Raw genomic sequence first — 22,210 nt, 5'->3', positions numbered from 1 at the left:
ACCCACCTCAATTTCTTTTTCTTAGCATTACCTGCTTGAAAAAACAATATTCTGTGTTACATTATTTTGTGGTATATGAAAGAATCACGGTGTTGGAGGAAAGAAGATGGCGCAAATTCGTTTAGCAGGAACAAAAGAGGAGATCGACCTTATTCTACAGTCGTTTGACAAGCATTATGAGGTGACTTATACGTCAAAAGATTACGGAAAAACAAATCCAAAATACAAATATTCCAAAGATGTTCGTGTTTATATTGAACTAAAATTAAAATAAAGATAAAATTTTAATTGAAAACGCTTAAAGGATTTTCGTTTTTTGTATAGAATAGAGTTGAGTGATGAAGCTATGGAGGGATACATAATGACAGAATTTAGAATCGAAAAAGATACAATGGGCGAAATCAAGGTGCCACAGGACAAGTTCTGGGGTGCACAAACACAACGAAGCAAAGAAAATTTCAAAATCGGTTCTGAGAAAATGCCAAAGGAAGTTGTGAATGCGTTTGCAATTTTGAAACGTAGCACAGCGATTGCGAACGAACGTCTAGGCAACTTAGAAAGTGAAAAAGCAGAAGCGATTGCTGCTGTATGTGATGACATTATCAGTGGAAAATATGACGAGCATTTCCCGCTTGTTGTATGGCAAACAGGAAGTGGAACACAAAGTAACATGAACATGAACGAAGTCGTTGCAAATAGAGCAACTGCTTACTTGAAAGATAAAAATAGTGAATTCAGCATTCACCCGAATGACGATGTCAACCGCAGCCAAAGCTCAAATGATACATTCCCAACGGCTATGCACGTGGCAGCTGTTTTAGCTGTGTACAAAAAGCTATTGCCTGCGATTGACCAGTTAAGAGCGACGCTTGATGAGAAAGCAAAAGCATACCAAGAGATCGTGAAAATTGGCCGTACGCATTTGCAAGATGCAACACCTCTTACAGTGGGCCAAGAGATTAGCGGCTGGGTGTACATGCTTGATCGTTCAAAAGAAATGATTTTAGAATCTACTGAAAAAATGAGAGAACTTGCCATTGGCGGAACAGCTGTTGGTACGGGAATTAACGCACATCCTGAGTTTGGTAAATACGTGGCAGAAGAAATCAGCCAGTTAACTGGTCAAACGTTCAATTCTTCACCAAACAAATTCCATGCGCTGACAAGCCATGATGAAATCACATATGCACACGGTGCGCTTAAAGCACTTGCAGCTGACTTAATGAAAATTGCCAATGATGTGAGATGGCTTGCAAGTGGTCCTCGCTGCGGAATTGGTGAATTGATCATTCCTGAAAATGAGCCAGGCAGCTCCATTATGCCAGGAAAGGTCAACCCAACTCAAAGTGAAGCTTTAACAATGATTGCCGCACAAATCATGGGGAATGATGCAACAATCGGTTTTGCCGCAAGCCAAGGAAACTTCGAGCTGAACGTATTTAAGCCGGTCATCATCTATAACTTCCTGCAGTCAGTTGAATTGCTTGCTGACGGTATGAACTCATTCCATGACAAGTGTGCCGTTGGAATTGAACCAAACCTAGAAACGATCGAGAAAAACCTAAACAATTCATTGATGCTTGTGACGGCACTCAACCCGCACATCGGATATGAAAATGCAGCAAAAATTGCGAAGCTTGCGCACAAAGAAGGATTAACACTAAAAGAAGCTGCCCTTCAATTAGAACTATTAACAGAAGAGCAGTTTGAAGAGTTTGTGAAACCAGAAGAAATGGTGACACCGAAAGCAAAATAAGACACCAGAGGCCTCTGTGCCTCTGGTTTTTTAATGGAAACTCCCTGAAATCACAGAAAAGAAGTTTGATTGTTTGTCACAATCATAAACCCAGGGCAACCAAGCCCTGGGTTTTATAAATGATCTTCTTTTAGAATGCGTAATAAGGAGCCTGAGACCGGCTGAAGTGGTGTGTATAATTTCAATTGGTAAAGCATGCCTTTGACGATGACTTGTCTTGGTTTTTGTTTGTTTAACTCGTTTTCTAAAATGCCAAGCGCTTCAAATAAATCTGGCTCGTCTTTCACTTCATAATGTGCTTCTGCCAGCTCTCTTAATTCTTTTAATAGAGATTCTGTGAGCGGGTCAAATGATCGTTCATAAATCGGGCCGAACCAGTCGCTTGCTTGGTCCACAGAAATGAGCGGATGGTCATTTCGCTTCATCATACCGCCCATTAGATCATCGATACGGTGAATCATTGTTGCGGCAAGCTCCTCTGCTTCGAGCTGAAAATCATATAAAATGGCAAGCTCAAAGTAAACGTGACTCATGCCCTCAATCGTTAAACATAGATCAGCCATATAAGGAATGGCTGCATCTCCATACACTTGCTTAATGTTATCAATGTGCAACTGAATCGTCGCAAGTCGAATTTGCTTTGCGAGCTGCTGCGTTTCTTCGTTCAATGGGAGCGCCCTGTCGCTTAGCTGCATTTTAATAAAATCTTTTTGCTGTAAAATATTATCGTAATAGACAGTGAGCTGTTTCCGGTAGGCCTCTTTTGGTGTGCCGCCCTCTGTTTGAACCTCGTGAATCCGGGTAAATACCTTATCGTAATAGTAATGCAAGATCGAAATAAGCAGTGCTTCTTTCGATTTGAAATAAAGGTAAAACGCACCCTTTGACATGTGGCATTCATCTGCAATTTCCTGAACAGACGTTGTATTATAGCCTTTGCTGGCAAATAACTTCATACCAGCCTCAATAATCATTTTTTCTTTCTTTTTCAATATGAATGTCATCCTTTCTTACCGAGAGACAAATGTCTTAGGAAACGTGCGCAAAGAGATGTGACTTATCGGTCATAAACGACAAAACTTTTCAAAAATTAATCAGATTGTAACTTGTTTTTTACAGTGTAATTCTTTATATTATAAAGTAAGGTGACCAACCGGTCAAAAAATGTGAAAGGATGATATTCCATGAGAGAAATTGATGATATGATTAGACGCTTGAAAACAAAAGGAATTCAAGTAGAAAAAGTCAAAATGCCGAAAGAGACAACCATTGAAAAGAAATGGATGTATCAAGCTGGCAAGAAAATCAAAGCCACATACCGTGATTTCAATGGGTATTCATTCATCTAAAAAAGACTGCGGTGTAAAACCTACAGCCTCTTCTTTGGAACAGTGATCGTATAGCGTACACCTAGTTCATCATTTTCAATTGATATGGACGCTTGATGCATTGAAAGAATTCGTTTGACAATGCTTAATCCAATGCCGAATTCGCCCTTTTTTCCCTTACTAAAAGGTTCGTATAGGCTGGATAGCATGTGTTCTTCAATTGGAGGGCCATCATTACGAATGATGATGCGAATTTGATCCTCTTCCTGCTTCATATGAATATCAATTTTATTTTTTGCGTAGCGAAGTTGATTTTCTAATACATTTTCAAATAATTTGCTCCATTGTTCTGGATCGCCTTCAAGTGCAGCCTCATCATCTAAGTCCACGTTCCACTGCAATTCATTTTTCGACCAGCGTAAACGGTCAACCACTTCCAGCATTGTATTACTCACAAGGAAGGGAGAATGCGCCGGATGTTGTTTTGATAAATAATCAAGCTTTGTTAAATACAGCAAATCTTTGATTTTCTTCTCAAGCTTTTCCGCTTCGCCTTCAATCACTTCCACCGTTTGTTCAAGATCTCCTTTAGGGAAAATTCCATCTTTAATAGACTGCGTATAACCGCGGATGACCATCACAGGTGTTTTTAAGTCGTGTGATATATTTTGCAAAAGCGTTCGTTCTGTTTCATCCTTTTGAATGAGCTTTTGTCTCATTTCTTCAATCGTATGCCCCAGTTTGCCAATTTCATCTTGCCGATCAACAATCACAGGATCGTCCCAGTCTTCTTGTGCAATGCGCTTGACGTGCTTTTCAAACGCGACGATTGGACGTGATAAGTAGCGGGCGAGCCAAATCGATGGAATCCAGCTTAGTAAAATAACCGTTCCTAAGATGAAAATCAGCTGTTTAAACAGTGTAAAGGACAAGTCATCTCGATAAGAATCGGGTGCATATGACAAGAGAATATATTGTGTATTGCCTGTTGAGACTTTTTTGATCACAAAAAAGATATGCTGGCCATTCACTTCTTCAGAATAGCGTTTTGTTGCGCTTTTTTGTTTTTTAACAAAGGACTGCACTTTTTCAATAAAGGCATGCGGGAAAAACTGAGCCATTTGATTTAATTCATCTGACGGAATCAGAATGTGCTGAACCGAGCGGTTTTCTGGTGTCGACTTTGGTGAGCCGTCTCGATTCAGAGGGTATTCTGTTAACACTTGCTGCTCGTTTTCGATGTTTTTATAAATTTCATTCGTAAAGAAGCTGCGTAATGTATTTGAAAATAAAATGATCAGGACAATCGAGATGGTGAGTAAAATGCCAGAGATGACAACCCAAATTTGAAAAGCGAGTGGTTTGTTCTTCATCCTTTTAGCATCCTATAGCCAAATCCATAAATGGTCTCGACTTTTAAGTCAGGCATTTTTTTGCGCAGCCGTCTGACAAGATCATCGACCACACGATCTGTCCCGAAGTAATCGTGCCCCCAGATCTTGACGAGGATATCTTCCCGGGAAAAGGCATGTCCTTGATGATGGGTAAATAAGAGCAGCAAATCAAATTCCTTAGACGTTAAGTTAATCAGCTGATCTCCTTCATACACCTCTCTTACGTCCTCATGAATGATATAGGAAGAAACGGGTGTGACGCTTTGCTGCGGTGTGTCACTGTTTTTATATACAAGCTCCAGCAGCTTTTGCACGCGGATGATCAGCTCGCGCGGAAGAAAGGGTTTCGCAATATAATCACTGCTCCCGAGTTCTAAGCCAAGCACACGATCAATATCTGCATCACGTGCCGAAATAAAAATGACCGGTACGTCAGGCGAGGCTGCTTTGATTTCTTTAATGAGTGTGTAGCCGTCTGTATCAGGCAGCATAATATCTAAAATCCATAGATGCGGGGGCTTGTTCATTGCTTCGCGTGCCGCTTCTCCGGTTAAAAAAGAGGACACATTCCAATTTTCACTCTCTAAATATTTGGTTAACAGTTCATTTAAATTCTGCTCATCTTCAACTAAATAAATGGTGTACGACAAAGTCTTCCACATCCTCTCAACGTCATTATAACGGGATACAAAGGCGGCATGTCAACAATCACACGCTTTTTTCACAATTTCACATATTCTTCTCATCATTATCCCATAATGTTTGTTTATGATAAGCTCAAGGGAAAAAAGGGCATAGACAAAAGGCTAATGAATAGGTGCTTTTCACCAATGTGCACACCTTGCTTTTTTTCTATGAATAAGTATTATATAATTTGACATATTGTCATAAAGAATTTTTCAATGATATTGCCATTAAGAGGACATGAGTCCTGTCTAGACATATGAATGAAGCATTTCATGAAAATGATGCAAAGGAGTGCAAGCGATGGATTTCCGAAGAGAAGATGAAGAGAAAAAGATGAATGATCAAGAACACACACATCAAGAGAATGAGAAACAAATAGAAGAACCAGAAAAAGAGAAAGAACTCGTTTTTCACCATCATGAAAACGAAGCATCTGCCTCTCAGGAGAGGGTGACAAACGAATCTCCTCAAGTGATTGATGACCGTTCGTCTAAAAAGGAGAAAAAACGGAAGGCTGCATGGCTGAGTCCTATTCTTGGAGGGATTATTGGAGGCGGTCTTGTGCTTGGCATTACACCGATTTTACCGCAGTCACAAGATACAGCGGCAAACACTCAAACCCAAACAGCATCAAGCGAACCGACTTCATCTGAAAATTTCTCAACAAAACAAATCACCAATGCGACGAATGTTGCTGATATGGTAGAAGATTTAGAGCCGACGATTGTAGGGGTTTCAAACTATCAATCTACACAAAACTCGTTCGGTCTTAGCGGTGATTCAACTGAAGCAGAAGCTGGAACGGGTTCTGGTGTCATCTTCAAAAAAGATGGCAAAAAAGCATACATTATCACAAATAACCATGTAGTCGAGGGTGCCAATAAATTAAAGGTCACACTATACGATGGAAAAACAAAAGATGCGAAGCTTGTCGGCAGTGACGTAATGACAGATTTAGCTGTCGTGGAAATAAATGCTGACGGCATTGATAAAGTTGCAAGCTTTGGAGATTCTTCTAAGCTTCGGGCTGGAGACAAAGTCATCGCAATCGGGAACCCGCTCGGTGCGCAGTTCTCTGGTACAGTAACAGAAGGGATTATTAGTGGTCTCGATCGTACCGTTGAAGCCAATACATCATCTGGAACTGTTGAGATGAATGTGCTTCAAACAGATGCAGCCATTAACCCTGGAAACAGTGGCGGTCCGCTGATCAATACAGACGGTCAAGTCATCGGCATCAACAGTTTGAAAATTAGCGAAAGCGGAGTAGAATCACTCGGATTTGCGATCCCAAGTAATGATGTAAAACCGATCGTAGATCAGCTGTTGAAAAATGGAAAAGTCGAACGTCCTTACCTTGGCGTACAAATGATTGACCTTGAGCAAGTGCCTGAAACGTATCAGGAAAATACACTTGGCCTATTTGATAAACAAATCGGTAAAGGCATTTATGTAAAAGATGTTTCAAAAGGATCTCCTGCACAAAAAGCAGGCTTGAAGTCTGGAGATGTCATCATCAAGTTCAAAGGAAAAGATGTAGCGAACAGCTCACAGCTGAAAGAAATCCTTTATAAAGAAACAAAAATTGGCGATAAAACGACAATGACTGTCATTCGTGATGGAAAGAACAAAAATCTTGATATTACCCTTGGGCAGTCTGATAACGAATAAAAGAAAACAGGTGGATAATCGATCCACCTGTTAGATTGTTGACAAAGGGCTAAAATGAACTTGATTTTAGCCCTTTGTCTTCTTTTTTTCAGCGTGATAGAAAGCCTTTGCAGTCTAGGAAGGACGAGTACTGACGCGGAGCGAATTTGACATTCGTGAGCACCAGCGCGCAGGACTGACAACGAATGCGAGGGTTTGTCTACACGCTGACAGGTGGATAATCGATCCACCTGTTTTTTTGTGCCTATTTTTTTGAGGATAGTGTCCGTAAAATAATGTTTTCCCATACATTCCAAGGCAGGAGCTGCTTTGCTATGAATGAAAGCCGAACACCTTTCCCGACAAGATACCTTAGCTTCTTTAGCCGCTTCTTCTCTGCAAGCGAAACCACAAGCTCTGCAACTTCGCCGGGATCTCCATAGTTGTTTTTTTGCGCCTCTATATAGGACATCATGTTTTGATAAATAGCTGTGTATTTAGAACCTGCTGCGGGTGGTGTCATTTGCTCATTCATGGAGGTGTTCCAAATGTTCGTTTGGAAAGAACCCGGCTCAATCAAAGCGGCTTGAATGCCAAACGCAGCCAGCTCAATTCGCAAACTCTCTGTATAGCCCTCTAGCGCAAACTTTGACGATACATATGGAGAGAGTGCGGGCATTCCCATGAGTCCGCTGATACTGCTCATATTCAATATTTTTGCACCGCTCGTCATCAACGGAAGGACTGCTTGTGTCATTTCCATCACACCAAAGACATTCACTTCAAATTGCTCTCGGTACTGATCAACAGGCACCTCTTCAGCAAAACCAGCATAGGCCGTTCCCGCATTGTTCACAAGCAGGTGAATGGGAGCATAGGCATTAAGCCTTTTCTGAAATGCTTGAATGGACTGTGTATCTGTCACATCTAATGCTTCAATATGTATCGATTCGGATAAAGTGGCGTTCTTTACTTCTTCGGCAAGCTTTTTCGCATTGGTCTCCTGTCTTACGCCAGCAATCACAGTGTACCCTTGCTGAGCAAGACGCAGTGTGATGAGCTTTCCAAAACCGCTGTTGGCACCAGTCACAATGGCTGTTTTATTCATCATCCGGTTCTCCTTTTTGTTTTAATCTACCATAGTCTGCTGTTTTATTGAATAACGAAAAGGGGCTTGGAGAAGAATAAAAAACGATGCTATGAAATAGGAGGAAACACATGATGTGCTGGAAGAAGGCGGGACTGCTAGGAGTGCTGTTCTTTATGCTGTCTGGCTGTCGTTCAATCGAACCAATACAACATCCACATGAAGCAGAAGCTGAAAGTCTGTCAGCTGTTCAAATGAAGGAACTGCCATTTCAGCATTTGCAATTGCACGTACAATATGGACAAAAAAGCGAATTATATGAAGCTACCTATCGTCAAGCTGGTGGAAGAGAAGAAGCACTAATTCGAGATCATATGAATGGTGTCCGCTATGAAGGGGAAGAAGCTTTACGTGAAATGAAGATGAAGCTCAATGATATGTCGATTCCTAGTGCAAAGCTGAATGAAACATATGTCAATGAATTATTATCTGCTTTTAATTTAGATGATGATTATCAGCAGATACGAGTCGATATCAAGCTCGAAGATGGGACAAAACGTGCATTCGAAAAGAAAAAGTAAACGAGACTTTCTCATTTTTTAATTGAAAATGATTTTCAAGATCACTTAAATCTGATACACTAAATTGAGATAAGTGATCTTTGACGTCTACATAGACGATATTCAATATAAAAAATTTGGATGAGAAAAGGAGCGTTTGAGCGGAATGAGTGCCATTTCTACTGAAGGTTTAAGCTTAGGCTACGGAGAAACAATGATCATAGACGAACTAAATGTGTCAATCCCTAAGGGTGAAATCACAGTATTTATTGGCAGCAATGGATGCGGTAAATCCACGCTACTTCGCTCTTTGGCCCGTCTCATGAAGCCAATGGGTGGTTCTGTCCTGCTTGAAGGTCATTCCATTGCCAAATTACCAACAAAGGAAGTGGCGAAACAGCTCGCCATTCTTCCGCAAGGGCCAGAAGCGCCAGAAGGATTAACGGTACATCAACTCGTCAAGCAAGGGCGATATCCTTATCAAAATTGGCTGAAGCAATGGTCAAAGCAAGATGAAGAAGCGGTAAATCGTGCACTGAAGTCAACGAAGATGGAAGACCTTGCTGATCGAACGGTTGATTCATTATCAGGTGGACAAAGGCAGCGTGCATGGATTGCGATGACATTGGCACAGGAGACGGATATTATTCTATTAGATGAGCCAACAACGTATTTAGACATGACGCACCAAATTGAAATCCTGGATCTTCTTTTTGATTTAAATGAAAAAGAGCAGCGCACGATTGTCATGGTTCTGCATGACCTCAATCTCGCTTGCAGATATGCTCATCACCTTGTGGCCATTAAAGACAAGTCAATTTATGCAGAAGGAAGACCGGAAACTGTCATTAACTGTGATCTTGTGAAAAATGTCTTTGATATGAACTGCCAAGTAACAACAGATCCTTTATTCGGAACACCGTTATGTATTCCGCACGGCAGAGGACGCTGTATTGTCCAACAGGCACAAGCTGAGACATTTCTTGCTGCAAGATAATCGTATGTGAAAAGCCTGACATCTGTTACACGCAGAGTCAGGCTTTTTTCTGAAAAAAGGAGCGGAATACAAATGGGAAATGAATTAGATGAAAAGCTCGAAGGCCTGCTTGATAAATATACAGAGCTGCTGCTTGGTGAAACGAATGAGGAACTGAAAAGAGATGTCTCGCAGTGGATCATCTATTCTCATATTGCCAAAAGCATGCCGCCTTTAGCCAAGCATTTTAATGACACGTATCCAGAGGCAAAAGAAGACATCAAAGAAACGATTCAGCGGATCAAGCAATTAAATGAAGCTCATCGTGCCAATAAAGACCGTTAAAAAACTGCCAGTACGAGCTGGCAGTTTTTCTTTATGATCCGTACGGTGATTGATCTGTCAGTGTTTGCTGGAACTTCTGATGTGCCTGCTGGAGCTTTTGCTGGTCAGCGGCTTCGACAGAGTACCAACCATATTTGAACATGACATCATATAAATGTCTTTGCGTTTTTTGTGTTTCTAGCGCAATTCGCTGAATATCTTGGTAAAGAGATTCATGGCTGAATTCATTGAGCGCTGTGTTATATCCGCTTGTCATATATTTTTCAGTCGACAAAAGGTCTGTGACAAAGTCGCGATCGTTCATGTTTGTCGTTGTTGGAACCGGCGTTTGTGGATTCCCGATTTTTTGTTGGTTTTGCTGTTCCATGTCTGTTACCTCCTATTGCATAAAGCCAGAAGACTGGCCTTGCCCTGAGCTGCCTAAATGTTGAAGTATTTGTGTGTAATGCTGATGGTGCATTTGACCCACTTGATTGAGTTCTTGTTTCAATGTTTGATCCTGACAATGCTCGGCCATAAAGTGGGCTTTTTTCATCGCGATCAAATTCCAGTTCAGCATATCCTCTAGGTACAAGGAATCCTTTACTGAAATTACCTGTGGGGGCATATTCATTTGCTGGTTGTTCAAGATGTGTTCCTCCTTACGATTTCTTTTTATATTGCTGATTTTGACTGGTCTTTTTACCGCCTAGGTCTGCTTCTTGTGATGGACCTGCGTTTCCTTTCACACTGGCAGCACTTACGCCTGCTTTTGATGGATTCTTTTGCAAACGAGACATGTGGACATCACCTCCATTCTTACAATTCCCCCTCGTCTTTAATTCATACGCTGTAAAGAAAGACGCATGAGAATGTGTAAATTTTTGAAATCTGCTATTGAACTGTTTCGGAAAATCTTTTAAGATAAAGAAAGAGGCATTGCTTTTTTTTGGACAAAAAATGAATGACTGTTCATTCAAAATGTTTAGGGGGATATTTATGGGCAAACATATTCGCAAGGCGGCTGTCATTGGTTCAGGTGTCATGGGCTCAGGCATTGCTGCACATCTAGCCAATATCGGGATACCAGTAACATTGCTAGATATTGTGCCACATGAACTGACAAAGGAAGAAACGGCAAAAAAGCTAACGCTTGATCACCCTAGTGTTCGGAATAGATTAAGCCAAGACGCAATGAAAAAATTGTTAAAGCAAAAGCCAGCACCTCTTACTTCAGCCAAAAACCTATCATACATCACACCTGGAAATCTCACAGATCACCTTTCCTTATTACACGATGCTGACTGGATCATTGAAGTCGTCACTGAAAAGCTCAGCATTAAACAACACGTATTCTCTCTCATCGACGAACACCGCAAAGAAGGCAGCATCGTATCCAGCAATACATCCGGTATTTCTGTTGAAAAAATGGCAGAAGGCCGATCAGCTGATTTTAAACGCCACTTTTTAGGCACTCACTTTTTTAACCCAGCTCGTTATTTAAAGCTGTTAGAAGTAATTCCTATTCAAGAAACAGATCCAGAAGTACTCTCATATATGAAAACATTTGGTGAAGATGTACTTGGCAAGGGTGTGGTCGAAGCAAAAGATACACCGAACTTTATTGCCAACCGAATTGGCACTTATGGGCTTCTTGTCACAGTGCGTGAAATGCTTGAGAACAAATATACGATCGGAGAGGTCGATTCTGTCACAGGTCCACTCATTGGCAGACCGAAAAGTGCGACCTTCCGCACACTTGATGTGGTGGGACTCGACACATTTTCTCATGTAGCCCGCAATGTGTATGAACAGGTAGAAGGAAAGGAAAAAGATATTTTTCAGCTGCCTGAGTTTATGGAAAGAATGCTCGAAAAAGGGTGGATCGGCAGCAAAGCAGGGCAAGGATTTTATCAAAAAAACGGAAAGACCATTTTAGAGCTTGATCCTGTCACACTCACATACGGAGAACGGACAAAGCTGAAGGATCCGGGCATTGACATTGCCAAGCAGCAAAAGGGGACAAAAGCGAAATTGAAAGCGCTTATTTATCAAGATGGCCGTGCTGGGCAATTGCTTTGGAATATGACCGCACCTGTTCTTCTTTATTCAGCTCATCTAAAAGGCGACATTGCGGATGATATTCAGTCCATCGATAACGCCATGAAATGGGGATTTGGCTGGCAGCATGGCCCGTTCGAGCTGTGGGATGCGATTGGCGTGAAAAAAGCCGTCAGTCGAATGGAAGCGGAAGGGCACAGCATCCCGTCGTGGGTGCAAGATATGCTTTCAGAAGGACATGACACATTCTATCAAGAAAATGCCGAAGGAGACCGTGCATTTTATCAGAATGGTGCTTATGAACAGGAAAAGGGAAACGACAAGAATATTTCGTTAGCTAGATTGAAAAAGAAACACGATGTCATTTTTAAAAATACAGGTGCAAGCTTGATCGATATCGGGGATGATGTTGTCTTGCTTGAATTTCATTCGAAAAGTAATGCCATTGGGCTTGATGTCATTGATATGATCAATCGTGCTGTAGATGAAACGGAAAAGAATTATAAAGGGCTGGTCATCGGTAACCAAGGAAAGAACTTCTGTGTTGGTGCGAATCTCGCCTTAATTTTAATGGAAGCACAGGACGACAACTTCTTTGAAATTGATTTTGTCATTCGCAGGTTCCAGCAGGCGATGATGAAGGTGAAGTATAGTGACCGTCCAGTTGTGGCTGCACCATTTGGTATGACACTTGGCGGAGGGACGGAGCTTTGTCTACCAGCAGCCGCTATCCAAGCGTCCAGTGAAACGTATATGGGGCTTGTCGAAGCGGGGGTCGGGCTCATACCGGGCGGAGGCGGAAACAAGGAACTCTATATTCGCCATCTGCAAGGAGCGGAAAAGCCATCAGCAACTGCGATCCAAGATGCTACGCTACAAACCTTTGAAGCCATTGCGATGGCAAAGGTATCTACATCAGCAGAGGAAGCGCGTGATATGAAGATGCTCCGAGTGAATGACCGGATCAGCATGAATGGTGATCATTTAATCCATGATGCGAAACAACTCGTTCTTTCTCTTGATGAAGCGGGTTATCGTGCACCTCTGAAGCGAAAGGTGCCCGTGATGGGGGAAACAGGCTACGCAGCAATGGTGCTGGCTGCTGAAAACATGAGATTGTCTGGATACATTTCAGACCATGACATGACCATTGCGAAAAAACTAGCGCATGTCATTTCTGGCGGCAAATTGCCATTTGGTACAGAGGTGGATGAACAATACTTATTAGAGCTTGAAAGAGAAGCCTTTTTAAGTCTTGTAGGGGAAGTCAAATCTCAGGCACGCATGCAGCACATGCTCGTTAAAGGAAAACCTTTACGTAACTAGGGGGGAGTCAAAATGAGAGAAGCAGTGATTGTAGCTGGCGCAAGAACACCAGTAGGGAAAGCCAAAAAGGGATCATTAAAACATGTCAGACCTGATGATATGGGCGCATTGTGTGTAAAAGAAACGCTAAAGCGTGCCGGTGATTATGATGGAACAATCGATGATTTAATCATCGGATGTGCGACACCAGAAGCAGAGCAAGGACTAAATGTGGCCCGGAATATTGGGGCATTAGCAGGTTTGCCATATACAGTACCTGCTATCACCATTAACCGCTATTGCTCTTCTGGTCTGCAGTCAATTGCTTATGCAGGTGAACGAATTATGCTTGGGCAGGCAGAAACCATTTTGGCCGGAGGCGTCGAATCGATGTCGCAAGTCCCAATGATGGGTCACTCCATTCGTCCAAACGCTCTTTTGGCAGAGCAAGCGCCTGAATACTATATGAGCATGGGCCACACAGCGGAGCAAGTGGCGCAAAAGTATCAGGTCACAAGGCAAGATCAAGATGCTTTTGCGGTGAGGAGCCATCAAAAGGCAGCAAAGGCACTTCAAGAAGGGAAATTTTCAGATGAAATTGTTCCCGTTGATGTGACAGAAAGACGGGTAGGAGAGCAGAATCAACTAGAAGAACGCCAATTTACGTTCTCACAAGATGAAGGTGTCAGAGCGGGCACAACAGAGGAGGTTCTCTCAACGTTACGACCTGCCTTCTCAACAAAAGGCACAGTGACTGCAGGAAACTCTTCGCAGACGAGTGATGGAGCGGCATGTGTCATGATGATGGATCGCGAAAAAGCATCTTCTCTTTCTCTTCAGCCGCTCGCCAAGTTCAGAGCGTTTGCTGTTGGTGGTGTACCACCTGAAGTCATGGGAATTGGGCCGGTTGAAGCCATTCCGCGTGCGCTGAAAATCGCTGGTCTAGAGCTGAAGGACATCGGGCTGTTTGAATTAAATGAAGCATTTGCTTCTCAGGCGATTCAAGTCATTCGTCATTTAGGGATCGATGAAGAGAAGGTAAATGTCAACGGCGGCGCCATTGCATTAGGACATCCGCTAGGCTGTACAGGAACGAAACTCACGCTGTCCCTCATTCATGAAATGAAACGGCGAAATGAACAATTTGGTATTGTGACGATGTGTATCGGCGGGGGCATGGGAGCAGCAGGCATTTTTGAATTGATCTAAAGGGGGAAAACAGGATGAAAGCAATGGAAGAAGTAAAAAAGGGTGGCAGTTTCTTAATTGATGAGACGAATTATGAGCATATCTTTACACCAGAGGATTTCTCTGATGAACATCAAATGATCGGGAAAACAACAGAAGATTACATTTTACAAGATGTCGTTCCGCACATCGATCAAATTGAAAATCATGAATTCGAGCATTCTGTTCGTCTCTTGAAAAAGGCTGGAGAGCTTGGCCTGCTTGGTGCTGATGTTCCTGAGGAATTTGGCGGGCTTGGGCTAGATAAAATCAGCTCAGCCATTATTACTGAAAAATTTGCAAGAGCAGGCAGCTTCTCTCTTTCTTACGGCGCCCATGTCGGGATCGGTTCTTTGCCGATCGTGCTGTTCGGCAATCAAGCGCAAAAGGAAAAGTACCTGCCAGGACTCGCCTCTGGAGAAACAATTGCGGCCTATGCCCTAACAGAGCCAGGGTCAGGTTCTGATGCGCTAGGTGCGAAAACAACGGCAGTCCTGAATGAAGCTGGAACACATTATGTCCTCAATGGGGAAAAACAATGGATCACAAACTCCGCATTTGCCGATGTGTTTGTCGTGTATGCGAAGATTGATGGTGAACACTTCTCTGCTTTCATCGTAGAAAAGGATTTTCCTGGAGTCAAAACAGGACCTGAAGAGAAAAAGATGGGCATTAAAGGGTCCTCGACGAGAACGTTAATCCTTGAAGATGCCGAAGTGCCAAAGGAGAATTTGCTTGGTGAAGCAGGCAGAGGTCATGTCATTGCCTTTAACATTTTGAACATTGGACGCTATAAGCTGGCTGTAGGGACAATCGGAGCATCAAAACGAGTCATTCAATTATCGGCAGAGTATGCCAATCAGCGCAAGCAGTTTAAAACACCAATTTCTCAATTTAGCTTAATTGGCGAAAAAGCAGCCAACATGTCGGCAAAGCTTTATGCCATGGAAAGTGCTGTATACCGCACAGTCGGGTTATTTGAACAAAGAATGGGTCTGTTAAGTGACGAGGAGCAAAAGGATGGGAAACAAATTGCGCAATCCATTGCAGAATATGCGATTGAATGCTCTCTTTGTAAAGTGCTTGGCTCTGAAACGCTCGATTATATTGTGGATGAAGGTGTGCAGATTCACGGCGGATATGGTTTCATGCAAGAATACGAAGTCGAAAGAGCCTATCGCGACTCACGAATTAACCGTATTTTTGAAGGAACGAACGAAATTAACCGATTGCTTGTGCCAGGCACCTTCTTGAAGAAAGCGATGAAAGGAGAGCTTCCGCTTCTTCAAAAAGCGCAAACCCTACAGGAAGAGCTGATGATGATGATGCCGGAAGAGCCGGGTGATCAGCCGCTTGATCAAGAGAAATACTTACTTGCCCATGCGAAAAAGATCGCCTTGATGGTATCTGGAATGGCGGCGATGAAATATGGGAAAGCATTAGACAAAGAGCAAGAAATCCTTGTGAATATAGCAGATATCGTCAATGAACTCTTTGCTGCTGAGTCGGCGGTCTTGCGTACGGAAAAAGCAATCGCAGCATCAGGCACAGAAAAAAATGCACAAAAGCTTGCGTATACACAAATTTTCACGCAGGAAGCCTTTTTAAAAATTGAAGCTCATGCGAAAGAATCATTGATTGCCATGGAAGAAGGAGATTCACTCCGTATGAGTCTGTCAGCCCTTCGCAAGCTGACAAGATTCACGCCAATGAATGTCATTGCGAAAAAGCGTGAGGTGGCGAAACGAATCTTTGAAGCAGAGAAATATATCGTATAAGACGGCTGAAAAGGTGCGGATATCATGCCGCACCTTTTTGTAAGCATACATTTAGGTTTTTCATATGTTTTGTGATAAAATGTTGTCACTATTTGCAGGAGGTGAAAATGGTGGCTTTAGATTTTTACGAATACCCATCTTGCGGTACATGCCGAAAAGCAAAGAAATGGCTGGAAGAACACAATAAAGACATCAACAGCATACATATCGTCGAAGAGACGCCTGATAAAGAAACATTAAAAGCCCTTTACGAAAAAAGCGGTTTAGAGCTGAAGAAATTTTTTAATACGAGCGGTCAGAAATACAGAGAGCTGCAGCTGAAAGATAAACTTCCTGCAATGTCAGAGGACGAGCAGCTTGAATTACTAGCGTCTAACGGAATGCTGATCAAGCGTCCAATTACAACAGACGGCAAACGAGTGACAGTTGGATTTAATGAAGATACATTTAAAAGCGTCTGGAAATGATGTAACTTTCATTCAGATTGTGGTATCTTCAATATAGATTGTAAGAAAAGACTGGAGGGGTATGAAATGAGCACACCAAAAGATTTACGTTATTCAGAAGAACACGAATGGGTCAAAGTAGAAGGAGATAAGGTGCGTATCGGTATTACGCATTTTGCTCAATCTGAGCTAGGCGATATCGTGTTCGTTGAGCTTCCTGAAGTAGGAGACAAAATTACAGCGGACGAGCCTTTCGGAAGTGTAGAATCAGTCAAAACAGTTTCTGAACTATACGCACCGATTAACGGCACAATCGTTGAAGTAAACGATGAACTTGATGACAGCCCAGAGTTCGTCAACGACTCTCCATACGAAAAAGCTTGGATGATCGTAGTAGAGCCAGCGGATGCATCTGAAATCGAGAACCTAATGACAGCTGAGCAATATGAAGAAATGACAAAAGAAGACTAATTCATGTGAAATTGGACACTCTACCTATATGGGGGGTGTCCAATTTGTCTTTTCAAAAAGAACAGGTGGATATAACAGAGCATGTCACTGGACGATTCAAAGAGAGTGGCATGGTGCTTTACCATCAAAACGAAGAGATTGGCACGATGATTAGTGAAAATCAATATGAATTAAAATCAGGTTATTCCTATGATCAAAACCGTTTTTATCGTCTGTCAGATACATTGACCCATGGGACTGAAAAATATGTAGACTGTGACGATGAAAATGGCTGGTGCTGATCACAGATAAGGCTGCAGTAAGTGCTGCAGTCTTTTTGTTGATCAATTGCCCAATCTTTACAACCTGAATGAAAGATTGTAATCTAAGGAAGAAGTGAATCAACGTCAAAAGGGCCGGGTGATCGTGATGAATGTCGAGATAGAAAAGGTCATCATTGTAGAAGGTAAATCAGATAAACAGAAGCTAAAAGAAGTCATAAGTGAACCTGTTACCATCATTTGCACCAATGGCACGATCAGTACATCGAAGCTGGATCAGCTTGTGGACGATTTATTCGGGAAAGACGTTTACATATTAGCAGACAGTGACGATGCTGGCGACAAACTGCGGAAGCAATTTCGAAAAGAATTCCCTGAAGCACTGCATCTTTTTGTCGACAGAACGTACCGCGAAGTGGCCGCTTCACCGTCAGCCCATATTGCATCTATTCTATTAGCTGCAAACATTGATGTTCATTCGAAATATTTATAAGGGTGACGTATATGAAAGAGATTGAAGAGCATGAATTCAAGGAGATAGAGGACGATTTATTTCTTTTGTACTTATATACACCATTTTGCGGAACATGCCAGCTGGCAAAGAAGATGCTGGCAGTGGTTGATGCCATGCAGCCGGAAGTTCCTTTTTATGAGAATAACTTAAATTACTCGCCAAGTTTTGCGAAAGCATTTGAGATCGAAAGTGTCCCTTGCTTTCTCCTGTTTAAAAAGGGTGAAATCGTGCAAAAAGGCTATGCCTTTCACTCCGTTCCATATCTTCACGAAATGATTGAAACCGCTAAATAAAGCGGTTTTTTGTCATATTTCAAGCAATTCATTTGAAAATTTGTCGAGCTATTTATAAAGGACAAGCCGATGTTTGTAGAGAAATGTTATGTATAACCAAATGACAGGGAGGTTATACATGTGGAAAATGTGAAAGCCCATGGAAGTGCAGGGCAGCGATTATTGTTAAAGCCGTTGCTCTCATCATCATCCTTGAAGATTACATTTGAGGCGGAAACGGACTCTTGTACATTGATTGTGGATGAACGTGGTGAAGTGAAGAAACTACCTGCAATTGAGTTATCGGATCTCATCTTTTATGGTGAGCGAAAAGAGATTTTGCAATTATTAGATGGAGACATGTCCTTACAGCAGCTGATCAGCAGAGGACAAGTGAAAGTGAAAGGCTCATTTCGAGCACTTCTTCGACTAGAAGCAGTACTTTGGCTGACGAACGGTTTTTTTCGAAAAATGATAACGTAGTCGTTTACTTGGAAATTAGCGATTTACAGCGTTGACATATCTCAGATAGCATGATATTCTACGTTAGTAAAAACATGAACATCACATAAAACAACATATTTTCTCTTATTAAGAGAGGTGGAGGGACGTGCCCTATGAAACCCGGCAACCGTCAGCATAGCTGAAATTGGTGCCAATTCACTCAAAGCCGCAATGCTTTGAAAGATGAGAGAAAGGCGTATTTGATATAAAAGGCCTTTCTGCTTGCGTTGCAGTTAGGTCTTTTTTACTGACCTTACGTCAGGCTAGCGTCATAACAGTCGGAAGAATAATTGAACGTATGTGATGGCAACCTATAGATTCAGCAAGAAAGCAGGTGAACAGACTGTGATCCATTTACAGAATGTATCAAAAACGTATCATTCAAAAAGCGGAAATGTTGATGCCGTAAAAGACGTCAACTTGGATATCGATAAAGGTGAAATATTCGGAATTATCGGGTATAGCGGCGCAGGGAAAAGCTCCCTGATTCGCCTATTAAACGGTCTGGAGCTGCCAACAGAAGGAATCGTTGAAGTGGCAGGCAACCGAATCAATGAAGTATCGAATGCGAAACTTCGGAAAGCAAGACAAGAAATCAGCATGATTTTCCAGCACTTTAACTTGCTCTGGTCAAGAACAGTGAGACAAAATATTATGTTCCCGCTCGAGATCGCAGGTGTACCAACATCAAAACGGAGAGCTCGTGCAAACGAACTGATTAAATTGGTCGGTTTAGAAGGAAAAGAAAATGCATATCCTTCTCAGCTCAGCGGCGGGCAAAAGCAGCGTGTAGGGATTGCGAGAGCATTAGCGAATGACCCAAAAGTTCTGCTATGTGACGAAGCGACATCTGCTCTTGATCCACAAACAACAGATTCCATCCTTGAGCTTTTAGCCGATATTAATAAACGACTAGGACTCACCATTGTATTGATCACACATGAAATGCATGTCATTCGCAAAATTTGTCACCGTGTGGCGGTGATGGAGAATGGCCGTATTGTCGAAGAAGGCGAAGTATTACGTGTCTTCAGACAGCCGAAAGAAGAAATGACGAAACGATTCGTGAAACAGCTTGCTGAACCAGAAGAAGCAAAAGAAACGATCGAGCACGTCCTAGAGAGAGTAAAAGAAGGTCAGGTCGTCCGGTTGTCCTTTATCGGAGATTCTGCCGAACAGCCGCTGATCACGGAAATCATTCGATCCTTCAAGGTCGATGTGAACATCCTGCAAGGAAAGATTTCTCAAACGCAGGAAGGCGCGTTTGGAACACTCTTTATCCATATAAATGGAGACGAGAACGAAGTTGAAAAAGCCATCGCCTATATCCAAAGCAAACAGGTTGAAATCGAGGTGATGACACATGTTTGAGAAATGGTTTCCGAACGTTGATCTAGAGGTTATTTGGAACGCGACGGGTGAAACGGTCTATATGACACTCATTGCATTAGCGTTTGCTTTTGCTATCGGCATCATTCTTGGGCTGTTGCTCTTTTTGACAAGTAGAGGCGGTTTGTGGGAAAACAAACCAATTAATGCTGTCATCGGCGCAGTCGTCAACATTTTCAGATCGATTCCCTTTATCATATTAATCATTCTATTATTAGGATTTACTAAACTAATTATGGGCACGATATTAGGCCCAAATGCAGCATTACCAGCCCTTGTCATTGGCTCAGCTCCTTTCTACGCACGTCTTGTTGAAATTGCACTGCGTGAAGTAGACAAAGGAGTCATTGAAGCAGCACGATCTATGGGAGCGAAAACGTCAACAATCATTTTCAAAGTATTGCTGCCAGAATCATTGCCAGCCCTTATTTCAGGTATTACCGTAACAGCGATTGCTCTGATTGGCTCTACTGCGATTGCAGGAGCAATTGGAGCAGGCGGACTTGGTGACCTTGCTTATGTGGAAGGATACCAATCTGGTAATACAGATGTCACACTTGTAGCCACTGTGTTTATTCTGATCATCGTCTTTATCATTCAAATAATCGGTGATTTGATTACAAATAAAATTGATAAACGTTAAGGGAGGAATTATTCATGAAGAAATTGATTTTAAGTGCACTATTTCTAGCATTTGCAGGCATTTTAGCTGCGTGCGGTTCATCAAATAACGCAAGCGATAACAAAACCATCACGGTTGCCGCTTCAAAAACACCACATGCCGAGATTCTTGAAGAAGCAAAACCACTTCTAAAAGAAAAAGGCTACGATCTAAAAGTGAAAGTACTGAGCGATTATAAAATGTACAACAAAGCATTAGCTGAAAAAGAAGTGGATGCGAACTTTTTCCAACATATCCCTTACTTAAACGAAGAAAATAAATCAAACAAAGATTACAACTTAGTGAGTGCTGGTGCCGTTCACCTTGAGCCTTTCGGTATCTACTCTAAGAAATACAAATCAGTAAAAGATATTCCAAACGGCGGCACGATCATCATGACAAACAACGTAGCTGAGCAAGGACGTATGCTTGCCCTATTACAAAATGCTGGTGTGATCAAGCTTGATCCAAAAGTAGATACAATCAACGCAACAGTCAAAAACATCAAAGAAAACCCGAAGAACCTAAAATTCAAAAAAATCGCTCCTGAACTAACAGCGAAAGCTTATGAAAACAGTGAAGGCGATGCAGTATTTATCAACGTTAACTATGCCATCCAAAATAAATTGAATCCGAAAAAAGATTCAATCGAACTTGAGCAAACGAAAAACAACCCGTATGCAAACATCGTCGCTGTTCGCAAAGGTGACGAAAAATCAGAGAAGATCAAGGTATTAATGGAAGTTCTTCACTCTGATAAAATCAAAGAATTCATCGACAAAAAGTATGATGGTGCAGTATTGCCTGTATCTGAATAACAACTTGTAAACCTCGCTTTCATCAAAGCGAGGTTTCAACGTGTAGACAAACCCTCGCATTCGTTGTCAGGTCTGCGCTCCGGTGCTCACGAATGTCAAATTCGCTCTGCTCCGGTACTCGCCCTTCCTAGACTGCAAAGGTTTTCTATCACGCTGAAAAAAGAAGTCAAAGGGCTAAAATAAAGATCATTTTAGCCCTTTGTCAATCATCTGCAACCTCGCTTTCATGAAAGCGAGGTTTTTTTGTGTATTTTTTCAAATCTCGCTCATAATAAAAACGAACAAATGACCTGAAGGGATGGAATGAAGATGAATGAACAACATATGAGCGGATCGATGCAGCAATCACTGACGGATTATAAAACGGCAATGGGTGAATTTCAGAAGAAAATGCCGGTGTTTGGCAAGAAATTCAATGAATTTACGGAGCAGTGCTTTCAGAGCGATTCATTAACACAAAAAGAAAAACAAATGATTGCCCTCGGCATCAGCATTCATGCACAGGATGAATATTGCATGATCTATCATACAAAGGGAGCACTCGATCAAGGCGCAACAGAAGAGAATTTGCTGGAGGTCGTCAGTGTGGCGACAGCGTTTGGCGGCGGTGCTGCGCTAAGTCAAGGCATCACAGTTGTTCAGCAATGTATCGATGAATTTGGAGGACAGACGCATTAAGGGAAGGATAAGATGGTATTTATCCATCTCAGGGAGTTGAGTCGTTCTCAGCCGGTTGTGTGAG

The 22,210-nt window shown here is 42.1% G+C and carries 27 protein-coding genes and 1 riboswitch; of the genes, 20 read left to right on the top strand and 7 right to left on the bottom strand.

Annotated features, from left to right (window positions below; genetic code table 11):
• Positions 1–106: 106 nt before the first annotated feature.
• Both NSQ70_RS15155 and fumC read left to right on the top strand, forming a co-directional pair.
• Positions 107–274: a YvzF family protein gene (locus NSQ70_RS15155; protein WP_017359274.1), complete on the top strand. Its 168-nt coding sequence runs from the start codon at positions 107–109 to the stop codon at positions 272–274.
• Positions 275–361: 87 nt separating this feature from the next.
• Positions 362–1,756, top strand: a complete 1,395-nt coding sequence (gene fumC, locus NSQ70_RS15150; protein ID WP_017359275.1) for a class II fumarate hydratase — start codon at positions 362–364, stop codon at positions 1,754–1,756.
• 113 nt (positions 1,757–1,869) lie between these two features.
• Here the strand turns inward: fumC and NSQ70_RS15145 are convergent, their stop codons facing one another.
• Positions 1,870–2,748 carry a TetR/AcrR family transcriptional regulator gene (locus NSQ70_RS15145; RefSeq protein WP_017359276.1) on the bottom strand — a complete coding sequence of 293 codons (879 nt, stop codon included), beginning with the start codon at positions 2,746–2,748 and terminating at the stop codon, positions 1,870–1,872.
• A gap of 192 nt (positions 2,749–2,940) precedes the next feature.
• On the opposite strand from NSQ70_RS15145, the gene spxO reads away from it, so the two are divergent.
• On the top strand, positions 2,941–3,105 hold the full coding sequence (gene spxO / locus NSQ70_RS15140) for an anti-adapter protein SpxO (protein WP_096881830.1): 165 nt from the start codon (positions 2,941–2,943) through the stop codon (positions 3,103–3,105).
• 20 nt (positions 3,106–3,125) lie between these two features.
• On the opposite strand, the gene NSQ70_RS15135 is transcribed toward spxO, so the two are convergent.
• On the bottom strand, positions 3,126–4,457 hold the full coding sequence (locus tag NSQ70_RS15135) for a HAMP domain-containing sensor histidine kinase (protein WP_135226258.1): 1,332 nt from the start codon (positions 4,455–4,457) through the stop codon (positions 3,126–3,128).
• Positions 4,454–5,128, bottom strand: coding sequence for a response regulator transcription factor (locus NSQ70_RS15130; protein ID WP_017359278.1), 675 nt, complete (start codon positions 5,126–5,128; stop codon positions 4,454–4,456). The genes NSQ70_RS15135 and NSQ70_RS15130 overlap by 4 nt, the downstream gene beginning before the upstream one ends.
• 337 nt (positions 5,129–5,465) lie before the next feature.
• On the opposite strand from NSQ70_RS15130, the gene NSQ70_RS15125 reads away from it, so the two are divergent.
• Positions 5,466–6,836: a trypsin-like peptidase domain-containing protein gene (locus NSQ70_RS15125; RefSeq protein ID WP_342502245.1), complete on the top strand. Its 1,371-nt coding sequence runs from the start codon at positions 5,466–5,468 to the stop codon at positions 6,834–6,836.
• 244 nt (positions 6,837–7,080) lie between these two features.
• Here the strand turns inward: NSQ70_RS15125 and NSQ70_RS15120 are convergent, their stop codons facing one another.
• Positions 7,081–7,923: an oxidoreductase gene (locus tag NSQ70_RS15120; protein ID WP_342502244.1), complete on the bottom strand. Its 843-nt coding sequence runs from the start codon at positions 7,921–7,923 to the stop codon at positions 7,081–7,083.
• A 113-nt stretch (positions 7,924–8,036) separates the two neighbouring features.
• On the opposite strand from NSQ70_RS15120, the gene NSQ70_RS15115 reads away from it, so the two are divergent.
• From NSQ70_RS15115 to NSQ70_RS15105, 3 genes are all read left to right on the top strand, one after another.
• Positions 8,037–8,483 (top strand): YusW family protein, encoded by a 447-nt coding sequence (locus NSQ70_RS15115; protein ID WP_251210444.1) that lies wholly within the window; start codon positions 8,037–8,039, stop codon positions 8,481–8,483.
• A gap of 145 nt (positions 8,484–8,628) precedes the next feature.
• A complete protein-coding gene (locus NSQ70_RS15110) occupies positions 8,629–9,459 on the top strand; it encodes an ABC transporter ATP-binding protein (RefSeq protein WP_008347057.1) in 831 nt (276 codons plus the stop codon).
• A gap of 72 nt (positions 9,460–9,531) precedes the next feature.
• Complete coding sequence (locus NSQ70_RS15105; RefSeq protein WP_017359282.1) at positions 9,532–9,783, top strand: YusU family protein; 252 nt, start codon at positions 9,532–9,534, stop codon at positions 9,781–9,783.
• Between the two features lie 31 nt (positions 9,784–9,814).
• Here the strand turns inward: NSQ70_RS15105 and NSQ70_RS15100 are convergent, their stop codons facing one another.
• The 3 genes from NSQ70_RS15100 to NSQ70_RS15090 are packed head-to-tail and all read right to left on the bottom strand — an operon-like array spanning position 9,815 to position 10,562.
• Positions 9,815–10,150, bottom strand: a complete 336-nt coding sequence (locus NSQ70_RS15100) for a spore coat protein (protein ID WP_047945381.1) — start codon at positions 10,148–10,150, stop codon at positions 9,815–9,817.
• A gap of 12 nt (positions 10,151–10,162) precedes the next feature.
• Positions 10,163–10,414 carry a hypothetical protein gene (locus NSQ70_RS15095; protein ID WP_060698253.1) on the bottom strand — a complete coding sequence of 84 codons (252 nt, stop codon included), beginning with the start codon at positions 10,412–10,414 and terminating at the stop codon, positions 10,163–10,165.
• Between the two features lie 10 nt (positions 10,415–10,424).
• Positions 10,425–10,562: a YuzL family protein gene (locus tag NSQ70_RS15090; RefSeq protein ID WP_008347049.1), complete on the bottom strand. Its 138-nt coding sequence runs from the start codon at positions 10,560–10,562 to the stop codon at positions 10,425–10,427.
• A gap of 199 nt (positions 10,563–10,761) precedes the next feature.
• On the opposite strand from NSQ70_RS15090, the gene NSQ70_RS15085 reads away from it, so the two are divergent.
• The 13 genes from NSQ70_RS15085 to NSQ70_RS15025 all read left to right on the top strand — a co-directional run bounded on the left by NSQ70_RS15085 (position 10,762) and on the right by NSQ70_RS15025 (position 22,146).
• Positions 10,762–13,149 (top strand): 3-hydroxyacyl-CoA dehydrogenase/enoyl-CoA hydratase family protein, encoded by a 2,388-nt coding sequence (locus NSQ70_RS15085; protein WP_268432153.1) that lies wholly within the window; start codon positions 10,762–10,764, stop codon positions 13,147–13,149.
• Positions 13,150–13,161: 12 nt separating this feature from the next.
• On the top strand, positions 13,162–14,337 hold the full coding sequence (locus NSQ70_RS15080) for an acetyl-CoA C-acetyltransferase (protein ID WP_007500336.1): 1,176 nt from the start codon (positions 13,162–13,164) through the stop codon (positions 14,335–14,337).
• 14 nt (positions 14,338–14,351) lie between these two features.
• Positions 14,352–16,133, top strand: coding sequence for an acyl-CoA dehydrogenase family protein (locus tag NSQ70_RS15075; RefSeq protein WP_251210442.1), 1,782 nt, complete (start codon positions 14,352–14,354; stop codon positions 16,131–16,133).
• Positions 16,134–16,243: 110 nt separating this feature from the next.
• Positions 16,244–16,600 (top strand): arsenate reductase family protein, encoded by a 357-nt coding sequence (locus NSQ70_RS15070; RefSeq protein ID WP_008356673.1) that lies wholly within the window; start codon positions 16,244–16,246, stop codon positions 16,598–16,600.
• Positions 16,601–16,666: 66 nt separating this feature from the next.
• Positions 16,667–17,050, top strand: coding sequence for a glycine cleavage system protein GcvH (gcvH, locus tag NSQ70_RS15065; RefSeq protein ID WP_008347039.1), 384 nt, complete (start codon positions 16,667–16,669; stop codon positions 17,048–17,050).
• Positions 17,051–17,094: 44 nt separating this feature from the next.
• On the top strand, positions 17,095–17,331 hold the full coding sequence (locus NSQ70_RS15060; protein ID WP_008347037.1) for a YusG family protein: 237 nt from the start codon (positions 17,095–17,097) through the stop codon (positions 17,329–17,331).
• A 127-nt stretch (positions 17,332–17,458) separates the two neighbouring features.
• On the top strand, positions 17,459–17,803 hold the full coding sequence (locus NSQ70_RS15055) for a toprim domain-containing protein (RefSeq protein ID WP_008347035.1): 345 nt from the start codon (positions 17,459–17,461) through the stop codon (positions 17,801–17,803).
• An 11-nt stretch (positions 17,804–17,814) separates the two neighbouring features.
• Positions 17,815–18,117 (top strand): thioredoxin family protein, encoded by a 303-nt coding sequence (locus NSQ70_RS15050; RefSeq protein ID WP_007500346.1) that lies wholly within the window; start codon positions 17,815–17,817, stop codon positions 18,115–18,117.
• A 120-nt stretch (positions 18,118–18,237) separates the two neighbouring features.
• Complete coding sequence (locus tag NSQ70_RS15045) at positions 18,238–18,579, top strand: SCP2 sterol-binding domain-containing protein (protein WP_008347033.1); 342 nt, start codon at positions 18,238–18,240, stop codon at positions 18,577–18,579.
• 102 nt (positions 18,580–18,681) lie between these two features.
• A riboswitch (SAM riboswitch) is annotated at positions 18,682–18,790 on the top strand.
• Positions 18,791–18,945: 155 nt separating this feature from the next.
• Positions 18,946–19,971, top strand: a complete 1,026-nt coding sequence (locus NSQ70_RS15040; protein ID WP_024719778.1) for a methionine ABC transporter ATP-binding protein — start codon at positions 18,946–18,948, stop codon at positions 19,969–19,971.
• Positions 19,964–20,632, top strand: a complete 669-nt coding sequence (locus tag NSQ70_RS15035) for a methionine ABC transporter permease (RefSeq protein ID WP_058336900.1) — start codon at positions 19,964–19,966, stop codon at positions 20,630–20,632. The genes NSQ70_RS15040 and NSQ70_RS15035 overlap by 8 nt, the downstream gene beginning before the upstream one ends.
• Positions 20,633–20,646: 14 nt before the next feature.
• Positions 20,647–21,468: a methionine ABC transporter substrate-binding lipoprotein MetQ gene (metQ, locus tag NSQ70_RS15030; RefSeq protein ID WP_007500351.1), complete on the top strand. Its 822-nt coding sequence runs from the start codon at positions 20,647–20,649 to the stop codon at positions 21,466–21,468.
• A 309-nt stretch (positions 21,469–21,777) separates the two neighbouring features.
• Positions 21,778–22,146, top strand: coding sequence for a carboxymuconolactone decarboxylase family protein (locus tag NSQ70_RS15025; RefSeq protein ID WP_024719777.1), 369 nt, complete (start codon positions 21,778–21,780; stop codon positions 22,144–22,146).
• Positions 22,147–22,210: the final 64 nt, after the last annotated feature.

Origin of the sequence: Bacillus sp. FSL R5-0397 (genome assembly GCF_038593395.1) — a bacterium.
GTDB lineage: Bacteria > Bacillota > Bacilli > Bacillales > Bacillaceae > Bacillus > Bacillus altitudinis.
This window is presented reverse-complemented; position numbering and strand designations above follow the sequence as displayed.